18 protein-coding genes and 5 pseudogenes are annotated in these 25024 nt (G+C 33.9%); 12 read left to right on the top strand and 11 right to left on the bottom strand.

Translation table 11 applies throughout. The annotated features are described in order from the left end of the window. Nucleotides 1–10 precede the first annotated feature (10 nt). Nucleotides 11–879: pseudogene (locus O1Q06_RS05420) on the bottom strand (IS982 family transposase). An 89-nt stretch (nucleotides 880–968) separates the two neighbouring features. Between O1Q06_RS05420 and O1Q06_RS05415 the strand changes: the two are divergent. The 4 genes and pseudogenes from O1Q06_RS05415 to O1Q06_RS05400 all read left to right on the top strand — a co-directional run. After that, nucleotides 969–1106: pseudogene (locus O1Q06_RS05415) on the top strand (IS630 family transposase); the annotation flags it as partial. A gap of 118 nt (nucleotides 1107–1224) precedes the next feature. Further along, on the top strand, nucleotides 1225–1719 hold the full coding sequence (locus O1Q06_RS05410) for a hypothetical protein (protein ID WP_410542323.1): 495 nt from the start codon (nucleotides 1225–1227) through the stop codon (nucleotides 1717–1719). 284 nt (nucleotides 1720–2003) lie between these two features. Then, nucleotides 2004–3266: a pyruvate dehydrogenase complex dihydrolipoamide acetyltransferase gene (locus O1Q06_RS05405; RefSeq protein ID WP_410542322.1), complete on the top strand. Its 1263-nt coding sequence runs from the start codon at nucleotides 2004–2006 to the stop codon at nucleotides 3264–3266. A 57-nt stretch (nucleotides 3267–3323) separates the two neighbouring features. Further along, a complete protein-coding gene (locus tag O1Q06_RS05400) occupies nucleotides 3324–3947 on the top strand; it encodes a hypothetical protein (RefSeq protein ID WP_410542321.1) in 624 nt (207 codons plus the stop codon). A 239-nt stretch (nucleotides 3948–4186) separates the two neighbouring features. On the opposite strand, the gene O1Q06_RS05395 is transcribed toward O1Q06_RS05400, so the two are convergent. The 7 genes and pseudogenes from O1Q06_RS05395 to O1Q06_RS05365 form a co-directional block, all read right to left on the bottom strand. Beyond that, nucleotides 4187–5932, bottom strand: coding sequence for a type I secretion system permease/ATPase (locus O1Q06_RS05395; RefSeq protein WP_410542320.1), 1746 nt, complete (start codon nucleotides 5930–5932; stop codon nucleotides 4187–4189). A gap of 284 nt (nucleotides 5933–6216) precedes the next feature. Next, nucleotides 6217–8034, bottom strand: coding sequence for an ankyrin repeat domain-containing protein (locus tag O1Q06_RS05390; protein ID WP_410542319.1), 1818 nt, complete (start codon nucleotides 8032–8034; stop codon nucleotides 6217–6219). A 40-nt stretch (nucleotides 8035–8074) separates the two neighbouring features. Continuing rightward, a pseudogene (locus O1Q06_RS05385) lies at nucleotides 8075–8942 on the bottom strand (IS982 family transposase). Between the two features lie 68 nt (nucleotides 8943–9010). Continuing rightward, nucleotides 9011–10069 carry an ankyrin repeat domain-containing protein gene (locus O1Q06_RS05380; protein WP_410542318.1) on the bottom strand — a complete coding sequence of 353 codons (1059 nt, stop codon included), beginning with the start codon at nucleotides 10067–10069 and terminating at the stop codon, nucleotides 9011–9013. A gap of 14 nt (nucleotides 10070–10083) precedes the next feature. Beyond that, entirely contained in the window at nucleotides 10084–11142 is a 1059-nt protein-coding gene (gene tsaD, locus O1Q06_RS05375; RefSeq protein WP_410542317.1) for a tRNA (adenosine(37)-N6)-threonylcarbamoyltransferase complex transferase subunit TsaD, read from the bottom strand. A gap of 72 nt (nucleotides 11143–11214) precedes the next feature. After that, nucleotides 11215–11952 (bottom strand): hypothetical protein, encoded by a 738-nt coding sequence (locus O1Q06_RS05370; protein WP_410542316.1) that lies wholly within the window; start codon nucleotides 11950–11952, stop codon nucleotides 11215–11217. 176 nt (nucleotides 11953–12128) lie between these two features. After that, nucleotides 12129–13556: a sensor histidine kinase gene (locus tag O1Q06_RS05365; protein ID WP_410542315.1), complete on the bottom strand. Its 1428-nt coding sequence runs from the start codon at nucleotides 13554–13556 to the stop codon at nucleotides 12129–12131. Nucleotides 13557–13620: 64 nt separating this feature from the next. On the opposite strand from O1Q06_RS05365, the gene O1Q06_RS05360 reads away from it, so the two are divergent. After that, nucleotides 13621–14790, top strand: coding sequence for an aspartate aminotransferase family protein (locus O1Q06_RS05360; RefSeq protein ID WP_410542314.1), 1170 nt, complete (start codon nucleotides 13621–13623; stop codon nucleotides 14788–14790). On the opposite strand, the gene O1Q06_RS05355 is transcribed toward O1Q06_RS05360, so the two are convergent. Beyond that, complete coding sequence (locus tag O1Q06_RS05355) at nucleotides 14787–18455, bottom strand: DEAD/DEAH box helicase (protein WP_410542313.1); 3669 nt, start codon at nucleotides 18453–18455, stop codon at nucleotides 14787–14789. The genes O1Q06_RS05360 and O1Q06_RS05355 overlap by 4 nt on opposite strands. 97 nt (nucleotides 18456–18552) lie before the next feature. Between O1Q06_RS05355 and rimM the strand changes: the two genes are divergently transcribed. From rimM to O1Q06_RS05320, 7 genes and pseudogenes are all read left to right on the top strand, one after another. Then, a complete protein-coding gene (gene rimM, locus O1Q06_RS05350) occupies nucleotides 18553–19053 on the top strand; it encodes a ribosome maturation factor RimM (protein WP_410543158.1) in 501 nt (166 codons plus the stop codon). Between the two features lie 59 nt (nucleotides 19054–19112). Beyond that, nucleotides 19113–19679, top strand: a complete 567-nt coding sequence (efp, locus tag O1Q06_RS05345) for an elongation factor P (RefSeq protein ID WP_410542312.1) — start codon at nucleotides 19113–19115, stop codon at nucleotides 19677–19679. Continuing rightward, nucleotides 19680–20372 (top strand): inositol monophosphatase family protein, encoded by a 693-nt coding sequence (locus tag O1Q06_RS05340; RefSeq protein ID WP_007302192.1) that lies wholly within the window; start codon nucleotides 19680–19682, stop codon nucleotides 20370–20372. 169 nt (nucleotides 20373–20541) lie between these two features. Further along, nucleotides 20542–20889, top strand: a complete 348-nt coding sequence (locus O1Q06_RS05335; protein WP_410542311.1) for an IS630 transposase-related protein — start codon at nucleotides 20542–20544, stop codon at nucleotides 20887–20889. Between the two features lie 68 nt (nucleotides 20890–20957). Next, complete coding sequence (locus O1Q06_RS05330; protein WP_410542310.1) at nucleotides 20958–21230, top strand: hypothetical protein; 273 nt, start codon at nucleotides 20958–20960, stop codon at nucleotides 21228–21230. A gap of 68 nt (nucleotides 21231–21298) precedes the next feature. After that, a pseudogene (locus O1Q06_RS05325) lies at nucleotides 21299–22167 on the top strand (IS982 family transposase). A gap of 141 nt (nucleotides 22168–22308) precedes the next feature. Further along, entirely contained in the window at nucleotides 22309–23763 is a 1455-nt protein-coding gene (locus O1Q06_RS05320; protein WP_410542309.1) for an IS4 family transposase, read from the top strand. Here the strand turns inward: O1Q06_RS05320 and O1Q06_RS05315 are convergent. Beyond that, complete coding sequence (locus O1Q06_RS05315; RefSeq protein ID WP_410542308.1) at nucleotides 23748–24014, bottom strand: transposase; 267 nt, start codon at nucleotides 24012–24014, stop codon at nucleotides 23748–23750. The genes O1Q06_RS05320 and O1Q06_RS05315 overlap by 16 nt on opposite strands. A 2-nt stretch (nucleotides 24015–24016) precedes the next feature. Continuing rightward, nucleotides 24017–25018, bottom strand: a pseudogene (locus O1Q06_RS05310) (IS630-like element ISWpi10 family transposase). Between the last annotated feature and the right edge of the window lie 6 nt (nucleotides 25019–25024).

Genomic DNA, 25024 nt, shown 5'->3' with positions numbered 1-25024 from the left:
TAATTCTGGATTAAGGAAGGAAGAAAGTATAGGAAATGGAAGGCTTTTTGGATTTCAAGGAATAGAAAATGAGAGTAGAAAAGATGTGAACCAAGAAATTAACGGGAGATCTATGGCGAGTATGTTCAATTTCAAGTCTATTTTTGAGGTAGCCAAAAATCGTCTCAATGATCGACCTTTTTCTCAGCAAAATCTTTTCATGTAGTGAAATTAATGCGTTTTTCATCCCCTTTTTCACCTTGGTAACAAGTTTCAAACCGCGGTTAAACAACTCTTGGAAAAGCTCTTTTTTAATATAGCCTTTATCACCAAACAAAAGACCGGTTAATTTCTTAGTTAGGTTTGCTACAGGCTCTCTATCGTCAACATTACCTCTTGTAAGCGTAAAAGCTTGAATTTCACCTTTCTCGTTAATTATCAAATGTAGTTTAAAGCCGAAAAACCAGCCATATGTACTCTTGCTTAATTTTGCAATTCCAGCAAAAACCTTATTTCTTGATATTCTTTTTGCATGGCAAACTGCAATAGGAGTTGTATCTATGTATGAGATTCCAGTAAGTTCTGACCATCCGCAAAGGCACTGTAATAGCATGGCTAAATGCCACAAAACCCTGGGCTTTAGAGCAACAAACCTAGTGTATGAAGGCAACTTCGAAAACTCTGATTTGTAGAGCAATGTTAGGTAATGCAGGTAGAAAGCCTTAAAATTTTCACAGGGAGATTGCTGATACAGGAGGATTATTGTGATAATTTCCGAATGTGTAATTTCTGGCACTCTTGTGGGTTTTTACCGTTTGGCAGTAGTTTATCTGCAAAATTTTTCTCTATATCTCTGCAAAAATCATCGACCAGACAAAACAGTTTTGTTATATCTTCCATGGGTAACCTCATCTATTTTTTTCTATTTGTTGAGTTTACCCTACTCTCCTGACTTTTCTATTCTCTTTTTAATCCAGAATTAGCGTTTATATATAAAACAGAACATTTTACGCAATAAAATCTACGATACAATTGTTCTGCTTGAATGCGCTTTGTGTAAATTTATTACCTCTCTTTCCCCTTCCACGGTTAAACAACTCTGCTATGCTTCTTATTTGGTTCATTAATAATGAGAATTGGTATTACTTTAATAATTTATTAAAGTAAACCATATATGGATTGCTATTTAGGAGCAGCTGTTGTACTTTAATCAGAAGGTACAGTAATGTAAGAAGGAGGTACTTTATGTCTTTAAAAAATGAAATTTCTGAATTGATAGAGCAACAGCTTGGCATTAAATATCATGACAATTGCTTAGCTTACACTATCCATAATTCGGCTGCAGGTGAAATATCCGATTCTATTGCTCTTTGCATAGTTGGCTGTGGCGATTGTGAGATTAAGTATCAAGGTATTGCTAATTCATTTAACATAACGAAAGAAGAAATTAACCAAAGTAATATAGAAAGCATAAAAAATAAGATAGAAAGTGAAGCTAGAAAAGAAGGTAGCGAATTTTCCGAGTTGATTTCTAAGATGGATCAATCGCTGAGAGAACAAAGTGAAAAGTCTATTATACAGATTTTAAATTCATCTGCTGAAGAGATGTTAAGGAGTTTTTGTGGTAGTTCTATACAGAGAACAGAGGATAAAGAAGTTAGTCTGTCCTCTGCTTCACATGAAGAGCCTGCTACAGAAGATTCGGAAACTACTATTAATTCTGATCTTTTATCAATTTAACCAGCTCCTCATATAAATTTTTTCTGTACCCAAGCTATATGTTTGTGAGAGGATAGTAAGCACTACATTTTTCTATTTCCATTATAACAGATTCGTCTATTTTCATGATGATCTTACTATTTGTACTCTGTCTAGGACTAAGCAATAGAAATAGTAGGATAACAGTAGTCAACCAAGATTCCAGCATCACGTACTAGGATGATATAAGTATCATGATTTACGATTAGATTGACATAGGGTAAAGAGTAAATTAAAAATTAAATAGATCTTTTAATGCAGAATAAATGCCTATAGAAATATTGATGCCCGCTCTTTCCCCAACAATGAGTAAAACTGGAGGGAAAATTGTAAAGTGGTGTAAAAAAGAACAAGATAAAGTTGAAATAGGTGATGTAATCGCTGAAATTGAGACTGATAAAGCCATAATGGAGTTTGAATCTGTCGATGAAGGAGTTTTAGCAAAAATTTTAGTGTCGGAAGGAACAAGTGGTGTGCCTGTAAATCAACTGATAGCTCTAATGTTAGAGGAAGGGGAAGATAAAAGCGCACTTGATTTAGCTTCTGCCATCAATACCAAGGTTGAGAAGGAGGTTGAAGCCGATTTTTCAGTATCATCCAACCCTTCGATTTCATCTAGCTCTTCAATGTCATCCCAGTGTGTGACACTGGGATCTAAAAAAGAGGATAGAGCAACAGAAAATAGAATAAAAGTAAGCCCCTTAGCTAAAAAAATAGCTCAAAATGAAGGTGTTGATATAAAGCGATTAAAAGGTACAGGTCCATATGGTCGTATCATCAAAGCTGATGTATTAGAATTTTTAGATCAAACTAAAAGCTATGAGAGATTTGAGGAAAATACAACAGTTGAAGTAAGCAATATGCGCCAAGTGATAGCGCAGCGCCTAGTTGAATCTAAGCAAAATATTCCACACTTTTATTTAACTGTAGACTGCCACGTTGATAAGCTAATATCGCTCAAAAATGAGGTTAATTCAGCAAATGAAAACAATAAAGTAACAATTAATGACTTAATTATAAAAGCTGTGGCTTTCAGCATGAAAAAATTTCCTGATATAAACTCATCGTGGATAGATACTAAAATAGTAAGATACTCAAATATAGATATCTCAATTGCTGTAGCGCTTGAGGATGGACTGATTACTCCTATAGTAAAAAATGCTGATGAAAAAAGTGTTTTATCTATATCAAAAGAAGTGAAAGATTTAGTAAGTAGGGCAAGATCTGGAAAACTAAAGCCTGAAGAATTTCAAGGAGGAGGATTTACTATCTCCAACTTAGGCATGTTTGGTATAAAAACTTTCAGCGCTATAATCAATCCACCGCAATCTTGCATTATGGCTGTTGGTGAATCTAAAAAACAGCCGGTTGTCATAGGTGAAAAAGTAGAGATAGCAGAGATAATGACAGTTACTCTCTCTGTTGACCACAGAGCAGTTGATGGAGCACTCGGAGCAAAATTTTTAAATGCCTTTAAGTACTATATAGAAAACCCTACGGTGATGCTTCTTGAGCCTTTATTATTATAATAAAATTAATACCTCTTAATTTATACTTTTATTAATTAATAGGTTTAGAGGTAAAATATGACTAATAAAAAGATAGAAAAACGTAGTATATTTTTTGATGCTGCAAAATCAAAATTTTCAAATGATAGGTTTCAAATAGATTCCTCGTCTAATGAGTCAATGGATACCATTGATAAAAAATTTAAGTATGAAGTGAAACTTCTAGGTGTTATTCACACTACAACAAGAAAAAATAATGTTGGAAGCGGATTAAACGAGTTAGATCTAAAAAAGAAAAACGAAAACTCTTTTAAGACATCAATAAAGAATATTGAAGAATCAGATAGTAAGAGAAACCAAAGTCATTTGCTGTCTCAGGAAGACTCATTTCCAGAACTACCAGCATGTGCATATAAGCCAGCACTGCTGCCAAAACCATCAAAAGAAAAAATAAAGGAAGCTGTAGATAAAATGCGCAATAATAGAAAAGCTCATAATTCTGCAAGTGTTGAAAATGTTGTTAGTTCAGACAGGTTCAAAGTGCGTCCGTTCTTATGTAGTGATATAGATGGATATGTAGCTCCTGACAAACGTGACCGTAATCTAGAAAGGTGTAGGGTTACACATGATAGCAGTAAGCTTGAAGCACAAATGGAAAGAAAGCATGGGTTTCTCAATCAGATCCAAGTGTTAAGCATGTAAAGGCTGATACTGTAGTATGTTCTATTACTAAAGGTCATGACAAAAAAGGCGTTAAATCTGATGTCTCATATACACAAGAGCCTACATCAGAAATGTCTAAGGTTAATGTGAGAGAATTAGCAAATAGGTTCCGTGGCTAATCATTATTGGATTTTTCGAATAACAATTGCTTAAGATTTTATAAACTGTGCATATAGTACTCTATAAGAGAAAGAGAAGTGTGACAACTTCTCTCTTTCTTAACCACTTGCTGAAGAACGTTTATCTTCTGTGGCATCTGGTGATGGAGCAACTAATCTACTCAAAATCTCATCTTTTGGTCCCATAGCATAAATCACCCCATCTGACATGACGATCACTGTATTGACTACAGATAGTAGCTGTAGCTTATGAGTGATGATAACAGTGGTAGTATTTTGCTCTCTTGCAACATTGATTGCATTAATCAAGCGCGCCTCTCCATTACTGTCTAAGTTAGCATTCGGTTCATCAAGAACTAAAAGCTTAGTATTACCATAGAAAGCCCTTGCAAGTCCAAGAAGCTGTTTTTGGCCACCAGAGAGTATTACTCCTCCAGGTCCTCCTATTGTTGTATCATACCCATTTTGTAAGCTCAGTATTAATTCATGTATTCCTGCAATTTTTGCTGCTTTGATTATTTCTTCAGGATTTGGATCTGGTCTCATGCGGGCAATATTAGCTTTAACGCTCGTGTTAAATAACTCAATATCTTGAGGTAAGTAACCAACATAATTACCAAAGTTCTCTCGATTCCAAGTATATACATCAGCGCCATCTAGTCTGACTACACCTGATATGGGTTTCCAAACACCAACGGTTAGTTTTGCAATGGTCGACTTACCAGAAGCACTTGCACCAATAACACCAACAACATCCCCTGGTTCTATTACAAATGAGATTCCTTTTACTGTTGGCTTATTGCTCCCATAAGGAGTAAAAAATACCCTATCAAATTCCAACTTCCCTTCAGGCTCTGGTAGAGCCATAGTTTGCTCTCTTTTTGGGGATGTTAGGATAAGTCTTTGCAGCCTGCCATATGACATCTTGGCTTGATTTAAAAATTTCCAAGTATGAACTGCTGCATCAAATGGAGCCAATACTCTACCCATCAAAATCGAGGCAGCAATAATGCTACCGGCAGTTTTGTGAGCTGTGATTGCAAGTAATGCACCTGTTCCAATTACTGAAATTTGGAGAGTTGAACGTAAAAATTTAGTAATACCAGTAATTACATTAGAACGATTCTGCGCTGTAACTTGCATTGCACGATTTTGATCATTCCGTTTACACCAATCAGAAACTATAAATTCTGACATGCCCATAGCTTCAACCACCTCTGCGTTTCTTGTTGCAACATCTATAGCATTAATATTGCGTATAGTTTCTTCATTGGTTTCTCGCAATATACGCTTAGTGGCAAGTTCATTCCATACTGCCATTGAAACTAATATAATGATCCCGGCAATAGCTATAAACCCTGTAGAGGTATGTATCATAAAGATCACAACAAGGTAAATTAGCGACCATGGAGTATCGAACAGTGAAAATATACCATTTCCTGTAATGAAATTTTTTATTACTCCAAGATCTCGTATTGCTTCACCACTTGAAGTTGAGCTTTGTACTGATGTTAACCTGATTGACCTTACTATTAGATCTGGTGTTGCAGTTTTATCAATCCAATCACCAATTTTAGCCATAGCTAAATATCGACAAGTTTCAAGCATTGCAGAACATGCAAACGCAGATAAAGTAATAATCGTCAGCATAACTAGTGTTGACACACTCTCGCTCGATATCACTCGATCAAGTACCTGAGAGGTATAAAGTGGCAAAAATAACATTAACGCATTAATCCCTGAGCTAAACCAGAAAATGAACCAAAACGCACTCTTGCACTTCTCTAGACAAGTATATAGTATACTTTGCTTTAATTCCTTTTTTATTGACGGAGTGATTTCCACAATCTTCCTTTTATTTAACTATATGTATCATATATAGTTTTTATTTCAAAAGTATTAACAGTTATTGCCTTACCATATCATTAATGTAATAAAATATTAATGATATGCGAATATAAACTTTTTCATGGAAATTTAGCAAGGCTATCTAATTTCTTCTCTACTATAACCTTATACGATAGCCTTGCCAATTGTTCTACGTTTTTCTTATCTACTACTCAATGACAGTTCTTACTATCACTCCTCTGAAAGTTGATGCTATCAGAGTCAGTGACTACAATCTGCATCTATTTTCCTCTTTCTATATGATCAGGAAGTATTACATATTCCAATGATCTAGCTGTAATTGCTCTTTTTCTCACACAAGATGGACTTGAATATACCCTTGGTCTATATCTTTCGAATTTAAAACAGTCAACAGTAATCCCCTCCTCAAAGTTAGAAAGTATTAGAGATGGAGATTTACTAACTTCCTTATCACTCACAGGATTATTTGCACTACCATAACTCACATAACGCGCTGCACTATGATTGTTACCACACTCTTCTCTTGAGGTTGAACTTCTTGGATTAAAAGGAGTCGAAAATATTGAATACCCATTGGTATCACCAAATCGTTTTATCAACCCACAGTTTTCTTCATTCATTTTTGTAATATTCTCGTGATTAGCACCTTCTGATAAGCTTGATGAAGCGATAAGATCTTCTTTTTTCTTACTAAAGATATTGCCTATTTTTAGCTTAGTTGCAACATTCTTGAATTTGTTTTTCGGAGCTTTTGGTTTAATTTCTGAATTCTCATTTATAGTAATTACACATGATGGATTATCTAACTTGTCCATTGTATTTTGTACTCTACTGTTGCGTCTTGAACACAGACTAAGTTTTGCTGTTAAATCATTCAAAACAGGTGAACTTTTTCTACCTTCTAAAGACTTATTCGAACATAGTAGTGCACTACCACCCCTACTCATTTTCTGAGGAGAAATATTGAGTTTGTCTTTACTCTCTAATCTAGTTTCATGCGTAAACTTGTAAAGTTCATTTTCCAATCGTGAAATATCTTCTGCATTCTTTATTAATAGTTCCAATATTGAGTTGTATTCCTCCAAATCATGATCCCCTACTTTTGTCTTAGCTAACTTTCCTGTAGCCTCTTCAATTCTGTTCATTTTTTCAGTATAGTTTTCTATCTTACGTTTAACAGGTTCTTTTTGAAGGCCAATCACTAAGTTGTATAAGATAAGTAAAAATGATATCGAAGAAAATGCAATGGAAATCCAGGTAGGAATTTCTTCCTTTTCAGATTCTGCATTATTATACTTAATGCAAACAGAAATAATCACACTTGATATTGACATGGCCAGATTATAGTAGTCTAGAAGCTTTTTGCTTCTTTCTTGATCTTCCATATTAAGTTTATCATATTTCCTTTTTTTGTTTTCCCTTATTTCATAAAAGAAATCTAAAAATAACCTCAAGATATTTGTGTCACCATGTTTAAAAGCATAATCTAAAGCTGTTTTTTTTGCATTATCCTTTACATCAAAGTTTATCTTTTCATTTAAAGTTTTCTCTCCGGTGCTGATTGTTAGGTAGAATAAGGCTTTAATAGCTTTTTCCCTTAAGTGCTCATTTTGTTTACGCTTTTCTAAAACTAACTTTTTCAAAAATTGACCTTGCTTAAAATCCTCATTTATAGTTTTTTCAAAATCATTATCACTCATTACAAGATAGTGTAATGCTGTTCTTCCAGATTTAGATACAACATTTAACATTTTCTTATTATAGTGGTAATGATTATCTTTCATAAAATATTTTATTAACTCAGCATTAAGGCTCATGGCAGCTAAATGTAGAGGTATAAGCCCTTGACTGTTTGTGTTAAAAAGTGGTACTGTGTTCCTAATAGTTGACTTAGCAATACTTTCAATAACATACTGAGAGAATTCTATGTCGTTGGCAAGAGCAGCCATGTGTAACGGTGTATTGTCATTTTCATCATATAACACTTTGATGCTAGCAGCCACCTTTTTACCTACAAGTTCTTTTGACACAAATTCAAGACATTCCTTATTGCCGCTCAAAATAGCTGCAAATAACAACTTTTTTTGTGTATTTTGTTCTAAAAACGCTAATTCTGGATTAAGGAAGGAAGAAAGTATAGGAAATGGAAGGCTTTTTGGATTTCAAGGAATAGGAAATGAGAGTAGAAAAGATGTGAACCAAGAAATTAACGGGAGATCTATGGCGAGTATGTTCAATTTCAAGTCTATTTTTGAGGTAGCCAAAAATCGTCTCAATGATCGACCTTTTTCTCAGCAAAATCTTTTCATGTAGTGAAATTAATGCGTTTTTCATCCCCTTTTTCACCTTGGTAACAAGTTTCAAACCGCGGTTAAACAACTCTTGGAAAAGCTCTTTTTTAATATAGCCTTTATCACCAAACAAAAGACCGGTTAATTTCTTAGTTAGGTTTGCTACAGGCTCTCTATCGTCAACATTACCTCTTGTAAGCGTAAAAGCTTGAATTTCACCTTTCTCGTTAATTATCAAATGTAGTTTAAAGCCGAAAAACCAGCCATATGTACTCTTGCTTAATTTTGCAATTCCAGCAAAAACCTTATTTCTTGATATTCTTTTTGCATGGCAAACTGCAATAGGAGTTGTATCTATGTATGAGATTCCAGTAAGTTCTGACCATCCGCAAAGGCACTGTAATAGCATGGCTAAATGCCACAAAACCCTGGGCTTTAGAGCAACAAACCTAGTGTATGAAGGCAACTTCGAAAACTCTGTTTGTAGAGCAATGTTAGGTAATGCAGGTAGAAAGCCTTAAAATTTTCACAGGGAGATTGCTGATACAGGAGGATTATTGTGATAATTTCCGAATGTGTAATTTCTGGCACTCTTGTGGGTTTTTACCGTTTGGCAGTAGTTTATCTGCAAAATTTTTCTCTATATCTCTGCAAAAATCATCGACCAGACAAAACAGTTTTGTTATATCTTCCATGGGTAACCTCATCTATTTTTTTCTATTTGTTGAGTTTACCCTACTCTCCTGACTTTTCTATTCTCTTTTTAATCCAGAATTAGCGTTATAAGAAAATTTATGGCATTTTCTTGAGTTTCTGAGTTACCTACAATCTTACGAAAAGGATTCTCATTATATTTATTTTTTAAAAATTGTACTTGATTATCAATGAAGAATTTTATGCACTCAGCATTTCCAGATTGCACAGCATAGTGTAATGCGTTATTTCCATATTTATCTGTTTTAATTTTCTCCCTATCAAAAATTCCTTTTGCTGTCAATATTTCTTTTAAATATTCTAGGAGGTTAGGACTTCCGCTTCTGGCAGCATAGTGTAACTCGGTTTTATTATTGGTAGTGCAACTAAAATCTGCTTCATTTTCTATGAGAATTTTCAAGCATTCTTTATTGCCAGATTTAGCCGCATAGTGTAGTGGTGTTTTACCATCTCTATCTTTATTCCTTACTGCTTCTTTAATGTCAAAATTAGAATTTTCTATCACAAAACATAAAATATCTTCTTTACCCGACTCAGCTAAATAATGCAGAAGTGTTTTATCATTACTATCTGCAAAATTCTCCAATTTTATAATCAATTCTCTGCCCGTACTAAGAATTAGAGATACAGCTATTTCAACATGAATATCATAATTCCTATTTTTCTTTTGTTCTTTCCTAATTCTTTCAATAGCCACTGTTAATAGCGAAGAACCATCATTACTTATTATATTCCATCCATCTTGAGGAAATTTTTCAGCTAATGAATCACTTATATTTTCTGCTAAAATCCTGCTTTTTATACAATCAAGATTATTAGTACATATATTATAGTTTTCTTCTTGAGTCACTTTATTAATATAACCATATATGATTATTAGGTCTTGCTTATTGACTTTATCTTCTGAATTGCCTTGTAATGAAGAGAGGTCTATCTCACTAATTGCTCTGGCCATAACAACGTTTCCCGCAACAAATAAACCTGAACTGAGTGTCTTTGCGCTTGTACTAGATTTAGCTTTGAAAACACTAATAACTGTGTCAAATTTATTTTTGAATATACTGTACCTCATAAATAATAATGCCGGTAAGGCTTTAGTAGATACCACTGTAATTTTTAAGCCTACAAAAATTCACCAGCGGCCGCATTATATAGTAGATAATTTTTTGTGCTAGTAATATTTTCTAATTCCCACTTTGGCCTTGGTGCAAAGTCAAGAGAGTCTACATAGCTTCTCTGTAACCTTTCAATTCCTATCCATCCAACCATCACTGCATTGTCTGTACATAAATTGCTTGGAGGAGAAAGCACGTTCAAGTCTATATGCTTTTTTAATCTCTCTTTCAGGAAATTATTTGCTGCAACTCCACCAGTAATTACAAAATCATTGATTTTAATATTTAAAGATACAGCGATACCAATAGCATTTCTGACTCTATCGAGTAATATGTCGCTAATACACTCTTGAAACGAAGCACACATATCACACACATCCTGTTCACTCATTACAAATTCTCGTGCTAAGTTTTTTACCGCTGTTTTAATTCCAGAAAATGAAAGGTCACATCCAGAACGTTTTATCATTGCTCTTGGCAGCTTAAATCTCATACCATCACCTTTTTTAGCTAACTCTTCAATTAATGGACCTCCCGGATAGCTTAGACCCAGCGTTTTAGCGACTTTGTCAAATGCTTCTCCTAATGAGTCATCAAGCGTTTCTCCAAGTTTGATGTATTTACCTACATCCTGTGCAATTAAAAATTGGCAGTGACCACCTGATATCAGCAGGACTAAAAACGGAAATTCAACCTCATATAGTAACCTAACAACTAACGCATGTGCTTCTAAGTGATTAACTGCAATAAACGGTTTTTGTGTTACGTGTGCAATTGCTTTAGCCATCATTGTACCAATTATTAATCCACCTATGAGTCCTGGTCCTGATGTTGCTGCAATTGCATCTAGATCACAAAAGTTAAGGTTAGATTTTTCCATAGCACTTTTTATTAAACTACTTAAATGCTTCATATGAGCACGTGATGCTATTTCAGGAATCACTCCACCGCACTTTTTGTGCTCTACCTGAGAAAGAATTTCGTTAGCAAGCACTTGCTTATCACTATTTACAATCGCAACTGCAGTTTCATCGCAACTTGTTTCAATCGCTAAAATGGTTTTCATATATATTTGAACTCTTTAAATTGCGAGAACTATAACTTGAAATGTTGAAGAAGTGAACTTTGTTCTGCTGAGCTAATTATCATCTTCAAATATAGAACCAATTTTTTTGCTTCCAGGAGAAAATTTATTAGTCCAACTGCTTTGTACTTTGTTTATATCTTTAAAAGCAGTTTTATCGCTATATTCCTTTACTTCTTTATCTATTCTCTCCATTATTTGTAGATCCAGGTGGCTCTTTTTCCATTGGTTAGTAGCAAGAAATACTCTGTTTAAATCTTGAGTGCGAATTAGATATTCTTTATCTTTAGGATAAACTTCCTGAGCCCAAGCAAACAGCTCAAAATAGCGTGCGAGTAACTCAGACGCACGTGATTTTGGAGTTTGGTAAACTTGTATCTCCTTAAATATAATTTGACCAATAATTTTTTGTACCAGAATATTTGACTGCTTTAAGTTCTGCTCAATATCCTGATAAACTTTATAGAGAAATTCTTGCTCTAAGCTTAAGTTCAGTTCATTTTCAACCATATGTGAAAGTTCATGTACTATGATGTAAGGATTTGACCTTCTCAGCACAATAACATACTTATTTAAACCAGAAGAACGAATTGTCTTACACACTCCCTCTTCCATATCCACTAATCCTTCTTGATATATTTCAAACGAGAGTCTAGTTTGCTTTATTAGTGACAAAGTGAGGTTTAATGTATTTCTAAACTTCTCAAATTGATAGAGATATTTGACATATTGTATTACGTTTTCACTACTTCCTACTTGAGTTGCTTGTTTTATTAAGTTCCTGATTAGCATGCTTCATTATTAAAGGAATTTTCTTTATGCTCAAGAATTATAAAGTGTTTTCAGGAAGTATAGCTAAAAAAGTTTAATTTACTTACATTCCGCTACTTATTATTAGCCAAGAGGTATCACATCAGTATGACTTAGGAATGTACTAGATATAAAAGTGCAATATCAAATATATTTTACTAAAAATCAATCAACTTTTCACATGTTTGCTCTTCATAAAAGAAGCTCAATGTTATCGTAGTACCAAGTTTTGCTTCACTTTGAATGTTGAAAGTCCCACCCATTAACTCTACTAATTTCTTGCTTAGAGGTAATCCGATACCTGTGCCTTCGTTTCTATATCCCGAATCTGCTTGGCCAAAAACGGACATAACTTTATATATGTCCTGCTGCATTATCCCTATTCCATTATCATGAAACTCAATAGTTAATAAATTTTTTTCTATATTCTCTTTAACAACCATTCTTATTAAACCACCTTGAGGAGAGAACTTGATTGCATTTGATAACAAATTTATTATAACTTGCTTCATTCTTTTGGGATCGGCGATAACTAATAATTGTTTATCAGATATCTCTTTCTTTAAACTAATTCCTGTTTCTTTTAGTTTAGGTGATAACATTTTTAAGCACGAATCTATTATCTTATTCAGATTAAACTTCACTTTCTCTACTGTTAAACTACTTGATTCAGCTTTAGAAAAATCGAGCACATCATTAATCAAAGCAAGTAAATGTGTACCAGCATTATATATATCGTCTACGTATTCCTTGTATTTAGAGTGATCTACCGAACCTAAAGTTTCATTTTTGATCAACTTTGCAAATCCAATAATAGCATTAAGAGGTGTACGCAACTCATGTGTAACACTTGCAAAAAATTTTATCTTATTTGCATTTTCTTGCTCTAATGCCTCTTTAACCCTTTGTAATTCAATATTAGTTTTATGCTGCTTGGCTAGCATTTGGGTATTGGAAAAGTGCAAATAAAGCATTATTAGTATTAAGATAACCAGTAATAAGCCCATTAATATTGAAAATAGACTATATACCATAATATAAGAGTCATTATAGCTTTGAATGATCTTCAAAAAAAATGAAGGCTTAATGTCATCTTCATGAAATATAGGGAAAGTAGAAGTTAATGTATTTCCTGTAGCGTAAAATATTTCTTGATTGCTTAGCAATTTATCAATTTCATCATTTGTAAGCAACTGCTCATAGTCATGACCTTGAGTATTAAAATTACTGAAAATTACTCTGGCATTTTGATCATACAGTATTAAGCTAAAATTTCTTACTTTGCTTACTGATTGTAACAATTCAGCACGCAATTTTACCAACTGGTTTATGTAATCAAAACTGTTATATTCAATATGATGTTTTTCTATTAGTAAATAATGATATTTTTTTATTATACTATTTTCCAATAGATCTTTTAAGTTTGCATTTGAATTACGGTAAAAAGAAAGAAAATTATTCTTTAATGAGTAATTGCGGTATATTGTGCCCAATAAAACCACAAAAATTAATAAGAATAGCGAGATAATTTTTGTATATCTATTTGTTTTTAGTGTAGTAAACATTAATTTACTTAATTTATACATATTCTTCTCATTGTGAAATAACGTCTTTTATGGTATTAATAAAAAATTAGCATATCATACTTTTATGACAATTTCTCCTATCTTGCCAGTTTATTCTCCTGTTAACATAAATTTTTCTTATGGCAAAGGTATTTACTTGTATGATATCGATAATAAGCGCTATATAGATTTTCACTCTGGAATAGCTGTTAGCAGTTTAGGTCATGCCAACCCACGATTAACTGATGTCCTAAAATTACAAGGAGAAAAACTATGGCATATATCAAATACCTATAGTATATCTACTGCCAACAAATTTGCAGAAAATTTAATAAACAACAGCTTTGCTAATACTGTATTTTTTGCAAATTCTGGATCAGAAGCAGTGGAATGTGGACTTAAAATCGCTAGGGCCTATCAAAATGGAAAAGGTAATAAAAATCGCTATAGAATTCTAACATTTCATGGTGCATTTCATGGAAGGACATTTTTAACTTGTGCAACAAGCGATAGACAGAAATTTTCTGAATTACTGAATCCTTATATTGACTGGTGTGATAACATAGAGCCCAATATTGAGAGTGTAAAGAAAGCAATTTCTAATGGAATAGGTGTTATATTAATAGAACCAATACAGGGACAAGGTGGTATTAAAGTAATGAGTGAAGTCTTCATGAAAGAGCTAAGAGAACTATGTAACGAAAACGACATACTGCTATTTTTTGATTGCGTTCAGTGCGGTGCTGGCAGGACAGGAAAGTTATTTGCATATGAACACATAGGAATTAAGCCTGACATATGTGCTCTTGCAAAAGGAATAGGAGGAGGTTTCCCTCTGGGGGCTTGTCTTGCAACTGAAAAGGTTGCTAAGTACATGGCGGTCGGTATGCATGGTTCTACTTTTGGTGGTAATCCACTTGCAACTTCAGTAGGTAATGCTGTATTGGATGAATTGCTCAGCCCTGGCTTCTTAGAAAATGTTGAAGTTAGAGGTAAGTCTTTAAAAAACAAACTAGAGGACTTAGCAAGCAAGTTTCCAATGATAGAAGAAGTGAGAGGAAAAGGGTTGATGCTAGGAATAAAAGTAAAAATGAATAACCAAAAATTTGCAGAAGAGCTAAGTCACCGTGGTTTACTTACTGTTGGAGTAACATCAGATAATGTTCTAAGGATCTTGCCTCCACTCATTATCACTGAAAAAGAGATTGATGAAGGCATTGAAATTCTCACTCAGTATTTATCTGAAAAGTTCTAGTTAAAAACTAAACCTTCCTGCTCACTAGTTGTTGGCTGTATCAAAATTGCAGATAAAGCAGTAGCTACAACTTTATCAGCTACTTCATTTGTACACTTTGCCTTTTCCTGTTCTCTTATCAGTGTAAGCTCATTTATATCACTTAGTGAGTCAAATTTTGTTATATCCTCAAATATAAACGATTGCACGATGTCTTTCGGAATATTGAGAAAAGCCGAGTTACCAAGCGATAATGTCATATCTAACAAACTTTTCATTGAGCCGTTTCTCAAAACACATTTAGACAGTTCTCCTAAAAGAATTGGCACTCCAAAAATAAAAAATGCTCCTCTCGCTAAATAGGTCGTTATTTCATATAACAATGCACCACACAAGAGTGCCAGTGGTCCAAATACTATAAAACCGCAAAGTAAAGGCAATGGACAAAGTAAAGGCAATGGAATGGTCTGACCTGATGATATTCTACCTATAAGCTCCATTGAAATTATAAACCCAATAAGTAACATAGCTCTACCTAGATATGTCCTTTCTTTAGAGCGTTTGTTAAAGTTTTTCTCACGTAACTTAGAAAAATCATTATTGACTCTTACGTCAAAAATATTATGGCCATTTTTTAATTTGAGCTCCAAGTTCTCTATTCCATGACGCCACTTATGGCACCTTACAACTTCATCAATTATCATACTAATTTGATCATTGATTTTGCATAATTTGCTTTCTTGATATAAATCTCCTTGATAATACTTTTCTCTAAATTTCACACAGTCTAATTTCTTTAAATCAGATAAAAAATCTTTAATTTCTTGTGCCATTTTATCAGTATCACCTCTGTAGCCTACAGCTTTCAAAATTGCTGCTAAGTGTTCATTTTCAATTTGAGCAATTGTTCTATCTAATGCACGTATATATTGCTTGGATTGAAAATATGAGATGATTTTTTCTTTACATCTATCCTCATTGCCTTCGTACAAACTATTTCTTTTGAAACTGCTGTCATGTTCTTTGGCAATTTCTAATGCATGGACCAATACATTTTGCGCCTTCACACTACTTTCACAGTGACAGTTTCTTATTATGTGTACATATGCTCTTGCACTGGTATCTCCAGATTTATCTATATTGTACGCTTTAGCCAAAAAGACTAAATAGTCAAACCCTGCCCAAAGATAATACATTACCTTTGTTATAGCACTCCCCACAGAAAATAAAGCTGAGCGTGTGCAAGATAATTTACCATTGTTTTTAATTCTGTTCTCATATGAACGAAGGTATGCCTCTGTACTTTTTAAAATCCTATGTAAATCTTGTTCTGTCTTTTTGACATCAAAATCATTTATATCATGAACTTTTTCATACGTTTCTTTTATCAAATCACTAGAAAACTTCTTCAGAGCTGAATCATCAATATTTCCTAATGCATCAATATTTTTACTAATATAGATTTCTATTTTTCTTCCAAGTTCTTCTCCCATTCTATTTTTTAGCAACTTATTGTATTTATTAGTAGCTGGAAACAAAACTTTCTGACAAAATTTCTGTGGTTCCTTTTTAAAATTTGCTAAGATCTTATTCACAAATAGCTCAACTTCTTCACCTGCAGCAGCGAAAAACCATGATTGTCTGCTCTCATTACGTTCTCTATTTCTTCCAAGATTCTGTAGGGCTTCAGATGGATTATTGAACTGACTAACCGAATCTGCAAATATTGATGCAACATGATTATATTCACTATCAAATCCACGACCTTTCGATCCATCTATAACCGTTGTCAACGCATATTTAGCCAATGAATCAAAATCTCTTTTTTCATAATCACAATAAAGAGTTCGATATCCACCTATCTGATTACGTATTATCGCTGAAAAGAGTCTGTTTTCTCCAATATCAAGATCATTTTTCCCAATTCCTGCAAAGATACATTTATTTTGTTTGCAGAAATCAATGAGACTATGTAGTATACCTTCCTCTCTTTCCATGAGGTCATGGAGCTCTTTGCTTAAGCGCCAATTATCAACTATTAAGCTGCATTGCTCATTATCACTTTTACTCAGTGCTTCAATTACTGTCTTTATTTGCAGTAAGAGCTCATCTCTAGCAAATTGCTCACTAAAGCCTTTTCTCTCTAGGTAGCTTATAATATTGTTATCATTAGTGGTGCTAACATTCTTTTTAACATCTTCTATCAATTCACTCAAACCTTCTCTTCTTTTTTTATCTAAAGTAATATTATCACACTTCATTAAATATGAGAGAGTAAGATCGATCATTGAATGCATTACTCTATATTTTAGATATTCAGCAGTACTACTGAAATCCACCTTTTCTTTTAATTCAGATATCTGCTCTTCTGTCAGACTAGGATGTTGCTTTTTAACGCAGCTTATAAAGTTCGCTTCGCGTAACTTGAGCCTATAGTCTTGATAAGACATCCCTTCAGGCTGAAATTTATTATACACTTCATAACGTGTACTACCTTCATATACTAAATTATCTCTACCCTGCAACGCAAAGTTAAGATTAACTATACTATTTACATCATCAGCTAAAAGCAGAGCACTTTCTCCAATTGGGCTTTGCACATTCCATCTTATAGAAGTTAATAAATCATCGGTATCAATAAGCTTATTGTAATTAAAAACTTCTTCGCTCTCTTCAACATATTCATGAGCTGGGCTCGATTTTTCTCTAGTAAATAAGCTACGCACGTTAGCAAGAAATCTAGAAAGCAGTTCTTTTGACTCTACACCAGTTGCTTTAGTTAGTACCCACCAAATTGGCAACATTACTATACCAAATATAAACATAGAAATTGTATAATATAAGTTTCCAATCAAAGCAGAATACAGCCAATAATCTGAAGTTAGACCAATTACAGCAGCAACATTACTGTTTATAACAGGAAATAATGTAATCATAGGTATTATAGTAACAGCAATATTCACTACAAATGCTAGAGTGAAATTTGTTCTCCTATTGGTTTTTGCAATAACACTTGCTGTGTCGATGGCGTTTGCAATACAACGTCTACTCAATCTTGTCGGGCTGATAACTTTTCCGCATCTATTTAAAATCCTTCTCTTTGGTGTTGCAGTGAGGTAAGTCGTAGGATATTTCTCATCAAGCTTGCACATGTTCTCAAAATCCTGCTGCTTATTAATACTGTCTGCTTCATCAACACTAGTCCACAACCTGGTATTTTGGTCTTTTAATTTCCGATCATTTTCTTGCTGTAATAACAGGTCATGTGTCACTATAATTGTTGTAGGTTTAGTTGCCTTCAGTGCATTTTTAATTTCCTCAGCAGTTTTAGGTGTCCTAATGTTTACAGTAAATGCACTACTCATCATTTTTTTAGCTTGGTTTACTAGATCACTGCTTGGTACTGCAACCAGATGATGAAATCCTGCTTGGGCTAGTACATGACTCAGTATTCCAATGTCGTAAGTCTTACCAAATCCAGTTTCTGCATCGATCATAACATTACAGTTAGCAATGGAAGGGTTTTTGAGATGTTCCAATATCCCTTTAACAACAGATTTACGACGTGCTACTATTATAGATTCCTTTGTATCATCAAGTTTTATAGATTCACCTTTTAGCTTGCAGTTGATTTTTTCTAAGCTACTTATAATACTTTGCCTTTCTTGATTACTGATAGAACTCACACATTACCCGCTATAATTATTACAATATTAATTGTATGTTAATTCAGTAAATTGTCAATTCTATGGACAAAAAGCTGATTTCAACTATCATATTAATATGAATATATGCCTCGGAATAATTACTTCTCCCCATGGAATCAAAGGAGCTGTCAAAATAAAAACCTTTACTGAAAAGCCCGAAAATATTTTCCTATATGGTGAACTAATAATCGGAAGTGAAAATTATAAAATAAGCTTGGTGTCTGTTGTCAGTAATAATTTAGTAATAGCAACAATTAGCGGTGTGAATTCCCGTAATGAAGCAGAGCTTTTAAGAAATAAAAAGTTATATATAGAAAGAGATAAGCTACCACAGTTAAATGATGAGGATGAATTTTACCAAGATGATCTTGTGAATATGGAAGTAAGACTAGAGAGTAATGAATTATATGGCTATGTGAAGTCTGTGAATAATTTCGGCTCAGGGGATATATTAGAAATTTTGGTTATCAGCACAAAAAAAGACATTATGTTATCTTTTACTAAAGAAGTATTTCCATACATCAACATGAAGGAAAGGTATATAGTAATCAACATGCCAGAATTCATTGGCCAATAAAAATTTTGATATTTGTATAAAGTTATTTATAATAATCAGACCAAATTAAAAGTGTAATTATGGCAGAAAGGGCTAACGATATCAGGCCAGGTCAGGTACTAGAACATAACGGTGGTTTATTTTCGGTTATAAGTATTATGCATACTCAACCTGGTAAGGGTGGTGCATATATACAAGCTGAAATGAAAAATATCCAAACAGGAGCAAAGTACTATGAGAGATTTCGCTCTGATGCAACAATCAGAAGGGCAATTTTAGATGAAGAGGAATATGTTTATCTCTTTACTGAAGGGAATATCGTAAATCTTATGCATCCAAGTAGTTACGAGCAGATTGTTATAAATTTAGACTTATTAGGGGAAAAGAAGGCTTATTTGCAAGATAATACGAAAATTAAAGTAGTAACTTATCAAGATAAAATAATTTCTGCACATGTGCCTGATCACGTTACACTAACTGTAAAAGAGACAGAGTCTGTTATCAAAGGTCAGACTGTTACTGCTTCTTATAAGCCTGCAATTTTGGAAAACGGAATACGTGTTAACGTGCCTCAATTTATAAAAGAAGGGGATAAAATTGTATTACATACTCCTGATAACAGCTATTACGAAAGGGTAAAAGAGTAAATGGCCATTTCATCACCACGAATCAATGTGATGCTTGATTCTGTACGCAGTGCCTCCAAGCAGCTTATACGTGATTTTAATGAATTGCAAATTTCAAGCGTTAAGTCAGCAGACTTTATCAATAAAACTTATTCAAAATCCAAGCAACTTATATACGATTGCTTGAAAAACTACAACCAGAACTATGACTTTATTTTTGAAGACGATGTGGGCCAAGATCTAAAAGACGGCGGTTATACTTGGTTTATTATGCCTATAGAAGGCAAGGAAAACCTTTTTAGTTGTATGGTTTATTTTGCAGTATCAGTTTGTCTCATTCATAAAAACAGAGTTGTAGCAGCTGTGATTGATGCTCCAGCCCTTAGAGAAACTTTCTGGGCAGAGGAAAAGAAAGGAGCTTTTCTTGAAGATTTCAAATCTCGCCATGTAAAAATGCGGATGAAAGCTCGTGAAGGGGGAATAATAGACATAAGTGGTAATTTGTTAAATAAATTACCACTTGACAATAATAATCTACGCTCCCTTGGCTCAACGGTACTAGGTTTTGCATATCTTGCTGCCGGAAGATACAATGGAATAATTTACTCTGGAATTAATAAATATAAAACTTCACTCGGTAGGCTTTTTCTGCAAGAAAGCGGTGGAAGATTAAGGGAAGATAACGCGCTTGTCATTGCTGGAGATATAAACTAAAGTTCATTCAAAAGAGCAAAAGTCACGTAGTGAAAATAATAAATGGTCTTACCTACCCCTCATTGCAGCAGGGTAGCAAAATAAGATAGACGAGAAAAGACAACTATAGGAACAAATATAGTATTTCCTAAAGTAAATGATAAAGGTATAATAAAGTATTTGAGTTATAATGGCATATAGTGTGGATTTAAGGGAAAAGGAAGTATTGATGATAGAAAAAGGGAAGGCAAAGGTTGAGATAGCAGAGCTCATGGAGATAGGAATAGCAACGCTGTACCGCTGGTTAAAAAAGAAAGCTGCTGGTGAAAGCCTAAAGCCATCTAAAAACGGTAGCTTTATTCGAAAAATAGACCCAAAAATACTCGAAGAATATGTTACAAAGAATCCAGATCATACTCTGGCAGAGATGAAACAAAATCTTGGATTTGGAATAAATTCAATTTGGTATAGACTAAAACAGCTAAAAATTACTTTAAAAAAAAGTCACACTATATCAAGAGCGCAATCAAGAAGATAGGCAGCAATTTATTGATAAAATCTCAAAAATAGACCATTCCAGCATCTTATATATAGATTAAGCAGGAGTTGATAATAAGTTATACCGAGAATATGGACGTGCTCCAAGAGGAAAGAAAATTTATGCAGATATTCCAGCGAGAGAGAATCAGTATAGTAGCCGGGTGGATTGGAATGAGATTTATTGCACCAATGACTTTCAAAGGTGGGTGTGACAAAGAGGTATTCAATATATGGTTGGAGAAACCTAAATTGCCACTTGGCACAACCATAGTTATGGATAATGCTACATTTCATAAGACCACTAAAACAAAATCATTAATAACGCTAATTCTGGATTAAAAAGAGAATAGAAAAGTCAGGAGAGTAGGGTAAACTCAACAAATAGAAAAAAATAGATGAGGTTACCCATGGAAGATATAACAAAACTGTTTTGTCTGGTCGATGATTTTTGCAGAGATATAGAGAAAAATTTTGCAGATAAACTACTGCCAAACGGTAAAAACCCACAAGAGTGCCAGAAATTACACATTCGGAAATTATCACAATAATCCTCCTGTATCAGCAATCTCCCTGTGAAAATTTTAAGGCTTTCTACCTGCATTACCTAACATTGCTCTACAAATCAGAGTTTTCGAAGTTGCCTTCATACACTAGGTTTGTTGCTCTAAAGCCCAGGGTTTTGTGGCATTTAGCCATGCTATTACAGTGCCTTTGCGGATGGTCAGAACTTACTGGAATCTCATACATAGATACAACTCCTATTGCAGTTTGCCATGCAAAAAGAATATCAAGAAATAAGGTTTTTGCTGGAATTGCAAAATTAAGCAAGAGTACATATGGCTGGTTTTTCGGCTTTAAACTACATTTGATAATTAACGAGAAAGGTGAAATTCAAGCTTTTACGCTTACAAGAGGTAATGTTGACGATAGAGAGCCTGTAGCAAACCTAACTAAGAAATTAACCGGTCTTTTGTTTGGTGATAAAGGCTATATTAAAAAAGAGCTTTTCCAAGAGTTGTTTAACCGCGGTTTGAAACTTGTTACCAAGGTGAAAAAGGGGATGAAAAACACATTAATTTCACTACATGAAAAGATTTTGCTGAGAAAAAGGTCGATCATTGAGACGATTTTTGGCTACCTCAAAAATAGACTTGAAATTGAACATACTCGCCATAGATCTCCCGTTAATTTCTTGGTTCACATCTTTTCTACTCTCATTTCCTATTCCTTGAAATCCAAAAAGCCTTCCATTTCCTATACTTTCTTCCTTCCTTAATCCAGAATTAGCATTAATAGAGCCTTTTGGCTGTCATGTACTGTATCTTCCAACATATTCACCAGATTTGAATCCTCACTTTTACCCACAAGTATAAAAAGCAAGTAAGATAGAGAAAAATATACTTAAGATGAGGTAAAAATGTGTGAAGTAAATAGAAATGTACAATGTGCTGATGGCTTAGGAGATAAATGGCTAGAAAAAGAGTTGAGACATGTTAATCTGGGAGATGTAAGGCTTAATACAAGACTTATTAAAACAAGCTATTTAATAGAGAATAAGGCGTCTGGGTCAATTAGTCAAAGCTGTGTAGGATGGAAAGAAGCTAAAGGTGCATACAGATTATTTAGCAATGAGAAGCTTGAAGCTAAGGAAATTTATTCTTCCCATTATAAAGAAACTATGGAAAGGATAAAAGGAAATGAGCTGGTATTTTCAGTTCAAGATACAAGTTATTTGGATTTTGACTCTCATATAAAGACTAAGGGTCTAGGTAGTATTTCTAAAGCCTATACAAAATATAAAAAGGGTTTGTTATTGCACAGTAACTTAATGGTTAACAAAGACGGATTACCTTTAGGGCTATCTTCTCAACAGTGTTGGGCACGTTCTATCAGGGAAGAAACAGCCCAAGAAAAAGCAAACAGGAAATACCGTACTGCTATAAAGGAGAAAGAAAGCTATAAGTGGATAGCGGCACTAAAAGAAACCCTAAATAACCTCGCAGAAGGTGTACAGCTTGTTACTATTGGTGATAGGGAAGCAGATATTTTTAAGTTTTTATGGACTGTTGAATCATTGGACAGTTTTTATGTAATCCGCAACCGAACTAATAGGAAATTCATCTGTATTGAAGGGGGAAAAACGGATTTGCAAACACGTATAACTCAACTGCCTGTAAAAAAGGAAATTGTCTTGAATGTTGCTGAAAATAAATACCAGATCTCAAGAAAAGCTAACATTGAAGTCAGGTATATGAAAGGCTATATACCTATCAGATCTCCTTACATTTATGGATCGAAAGATACAGAGCATAAAATAAGTGATAAAATCGCTATATATGTAGTAAGTGCCAAAGAAACAAATCCTCCTGAAAGAGTAGAAGCTATTGATTGGACTTTGCTGACTAATATACCAGTTAATAGCACTTTAGATGCTATAGAAAGGATAAATTGGTATAAGCTAAGATGGAAAATCGAGGAGTATTTTAGGATTTTAAAATCAGGATGTAAGGTAGAAAGCTCTCGTTTAGCTACAAAAGAAAGATTAGAGAAATTAATCGCTATAAAGAGCATTATTGCATTTAATATTTTATATTTAACAAAAATCGCTTTATCGAATCCTATGGAGGTTTGTACTAAGGTTTTAAGTAATGAAGAGTGGAAAACCCTTTACATACGTGAGCATAAAGTAGCCAAATTGCCAGAAGAACCTCCAAACATAAAACAAGCTATTATTTGGTTAGGAAAATTAGGTGGATTTATGAATAGAAAAAGTGATAATTTACCAGGAACTATGACTCTATGGCGTGGTTATGAAAACCTCAGGGAAAGCATGGTTATGCTTCGCATAATGACCTCTCAAAGTTGTGGGTAAAAGTGAGGATTCAAATCTGGTGAATATGTTGGAAGATACAGCACATGACAGCCAAAAGACTCTATTAATGATTTTGTTTTAGTGGTCTTATGAAATGTAGCATTATCCATAACTATGGTTGTGCCAAGTGGCAATTTAGGTTTCTCCAACCATATATTGAATACCTCTTTGTCACACCCACCTTTGAAAGTCATTGGTGCAATAAATCTCATTCCAATCCACCCGGCTACTATACTGATACCAAATTCCATTACTAATCGAACAAATAAGAAACATTACAAACTCGTTTAATAGTAGCACTGGAAATACTGACAATAAAATTACACAGAACATCTTCAAGTAAGCCTATGGTATCGTAGACTCTGTTGCGTAAAGTATTGTGTTTGATATATTGCCACAACCTCTCAACAGGATTCAGTTCTGGTGAATAAGGAGGCAAGTATATAATGGTAATGTTTTTCTGAATTTTCAAACTTTTTGATCTATGCCAGCCTGCACAATCCATTACAAGAAAGGCTTTTTTCGTGCCTAAATCTTTCGACATCTGCTCCAGAAATATATTCATACAATCAGTGTTTACATATGGAGCAAGTAGGCTAATTTTCTTACCACTTCTTGGATTTACCGCACTGTAGATATAGAAATTTTGTCTACCAATTTTCATTTAACCTGCGTTCTGACCCCTTTTTTAAACCATCCGTGTCCGATTTTTGAATGAGTTCCAAATCGTGATTCATCAAAAAAATACCTCCTTTTCAGGGTGGGAATTGACTATTTTATTGAAGTATTTTTTAAACTCTTCTTGCTTGTTTTTATCTTGTTTATGGTGAATTGGCCTCGGTGTTATATAAGAAAACTTCATCCTTTGTATCTCACGATGCACTGTTGATTTGCTAATGTTTAGGCCAAATTCCTCTGAGATTTTTATTTGCACTTCCTTAATAGTAATATTTGGATTTCTTTCTACCCATATTTCAATTTGCTCACGTTGATTTTTGTTTAATTTGCTTTTTCTTCGCCGCTGAGAAGGGGAAAATAATTTTTCTACTCTACCAAATTTTAGATGCTTTATCCATTCAGTCAAAGCAGTCCTTGAAATTTTACATATTCTTGCCACAGCGCTTATACTACTTTCTTTTCCTGCTATCACCGCTTGTAACTTTTTTGAAACATATGCGTTATTTCTGACCTTTTTTAACATTTCTTTCGCCAAATTTACAACTTTTTCGTCTAACAGTTTTGATCTTAATGCCATCTAAAC

This window comes from Wolbachia endosymbiont of Tetranychus urticae (genome assembly GCF_046529255.1).
In the GTDB taxonomy this organism is placed as follows: Bacteria; Pseudomonadota; Alphaproteobacteria; order Rickettsiales; family Anaplasmataceae; genus Wolbachia.
This window is presented reverse-complemented; position numbering and strand designations above follow the sequence as displayed.

What these genes read in the sequence shown, in the direction of transcription:
- O1Q06_RS05410 (WP_410542323.1), top strand. Translation starts at nt 1,225, where the DNA reads ATGTCTTTAAAAAATGAAATTTCTGAATTGATAGAGCAACAGCTTGGC.
- O1Q06_RS05405 (WP_410542322.1), top strand. Translation starts at nt 2,004, where the DNA reads ATGCCTATAGAAATATTGATGCCCGCTCTTTCCCCAACAATGAGTAAA.
- O1Q06_RS05400 (WP_410542321.1), top strand. Translation starts at nt 3,324, where the DNA reads ATGACTAATAAAAAGATAGAAAAACGTAGTATATTTTTTGATGCTGCA.
- tsaD (WP_410542317.1), bottom strand. Translation starts at nt 11,142, where the DNA reads ATGAAAACCATTTTAGCGATTGAAACAAGTTGCGATGAAACTGCAGTT.
- O1Q06_RS05370 (WP_410542316.1), bottom strand. Translation starts at nt 11,952, where the DNA reads ATGCTAATCAGGAACTTAATAAAACAAGCAACTCAAGTAGGAAGTAGT.
- O1Q06_RS05365 (WP_410542315.1), bottom strand. Translation starts at nt 13,556, where the DNA reads ATGTATAAATTAAGTAAATTAATGTTTACTACACTAAAAACAAATAGA.
- O1Q06_RS05360 (WP_410542314.1), top strand. Translation starts at nt 13,621, where the DNA reads ATGACAATTTCTCCTATCTTGCCAGTTTATTCTCCTGTTAACATAAAT.
- rimM (WP_410543158.1), top strand. Translation starts at nt 18,553, where the DNA reads ATGAATATATGCCTCGGAATAATTACTTCTCCCCATGGAATCAAAGGA.
- efp (WP_410542312.1), top strand. Translation starts at nt 19,113, where the DNA reads ATGGCAGAAAGGGCTAACGATATCAGGCCAGGTCAGGTACTAGAACAT.
- O1Q06_RS05340 (WP_007302192.1), top strand. Translation starts at nt 19,680, where the DNA reads ATGGCCATTTCATCACCACGAATCAATGTGATGCTTGATTCTGTACGC.
- O1Q06_RS05335 (WP_410542311.1), top strand. Translation starts at nt 20,542, where the DNA reads ATGGCATATAGTGTGGATTTAAGGGAAAAGGAAGTATTGATGATAGAA.
- O1Q06_RS05320 (WP_410542309.1), top strand. Translation starts at nt 22,309, where the DNA reads ATGTGTGAAGTAAATAGAAATGTACAATGTGCTGATGGCTTAGGAGAT.
- O1Q06_RS05315 (WP_410542308.1), bottom strand. Translation starts at nt 24,014, where the DNA reads ATGGAATTTGGTATCAGTATAGTAGCCGGGTGGATTGGAATGAGATTT.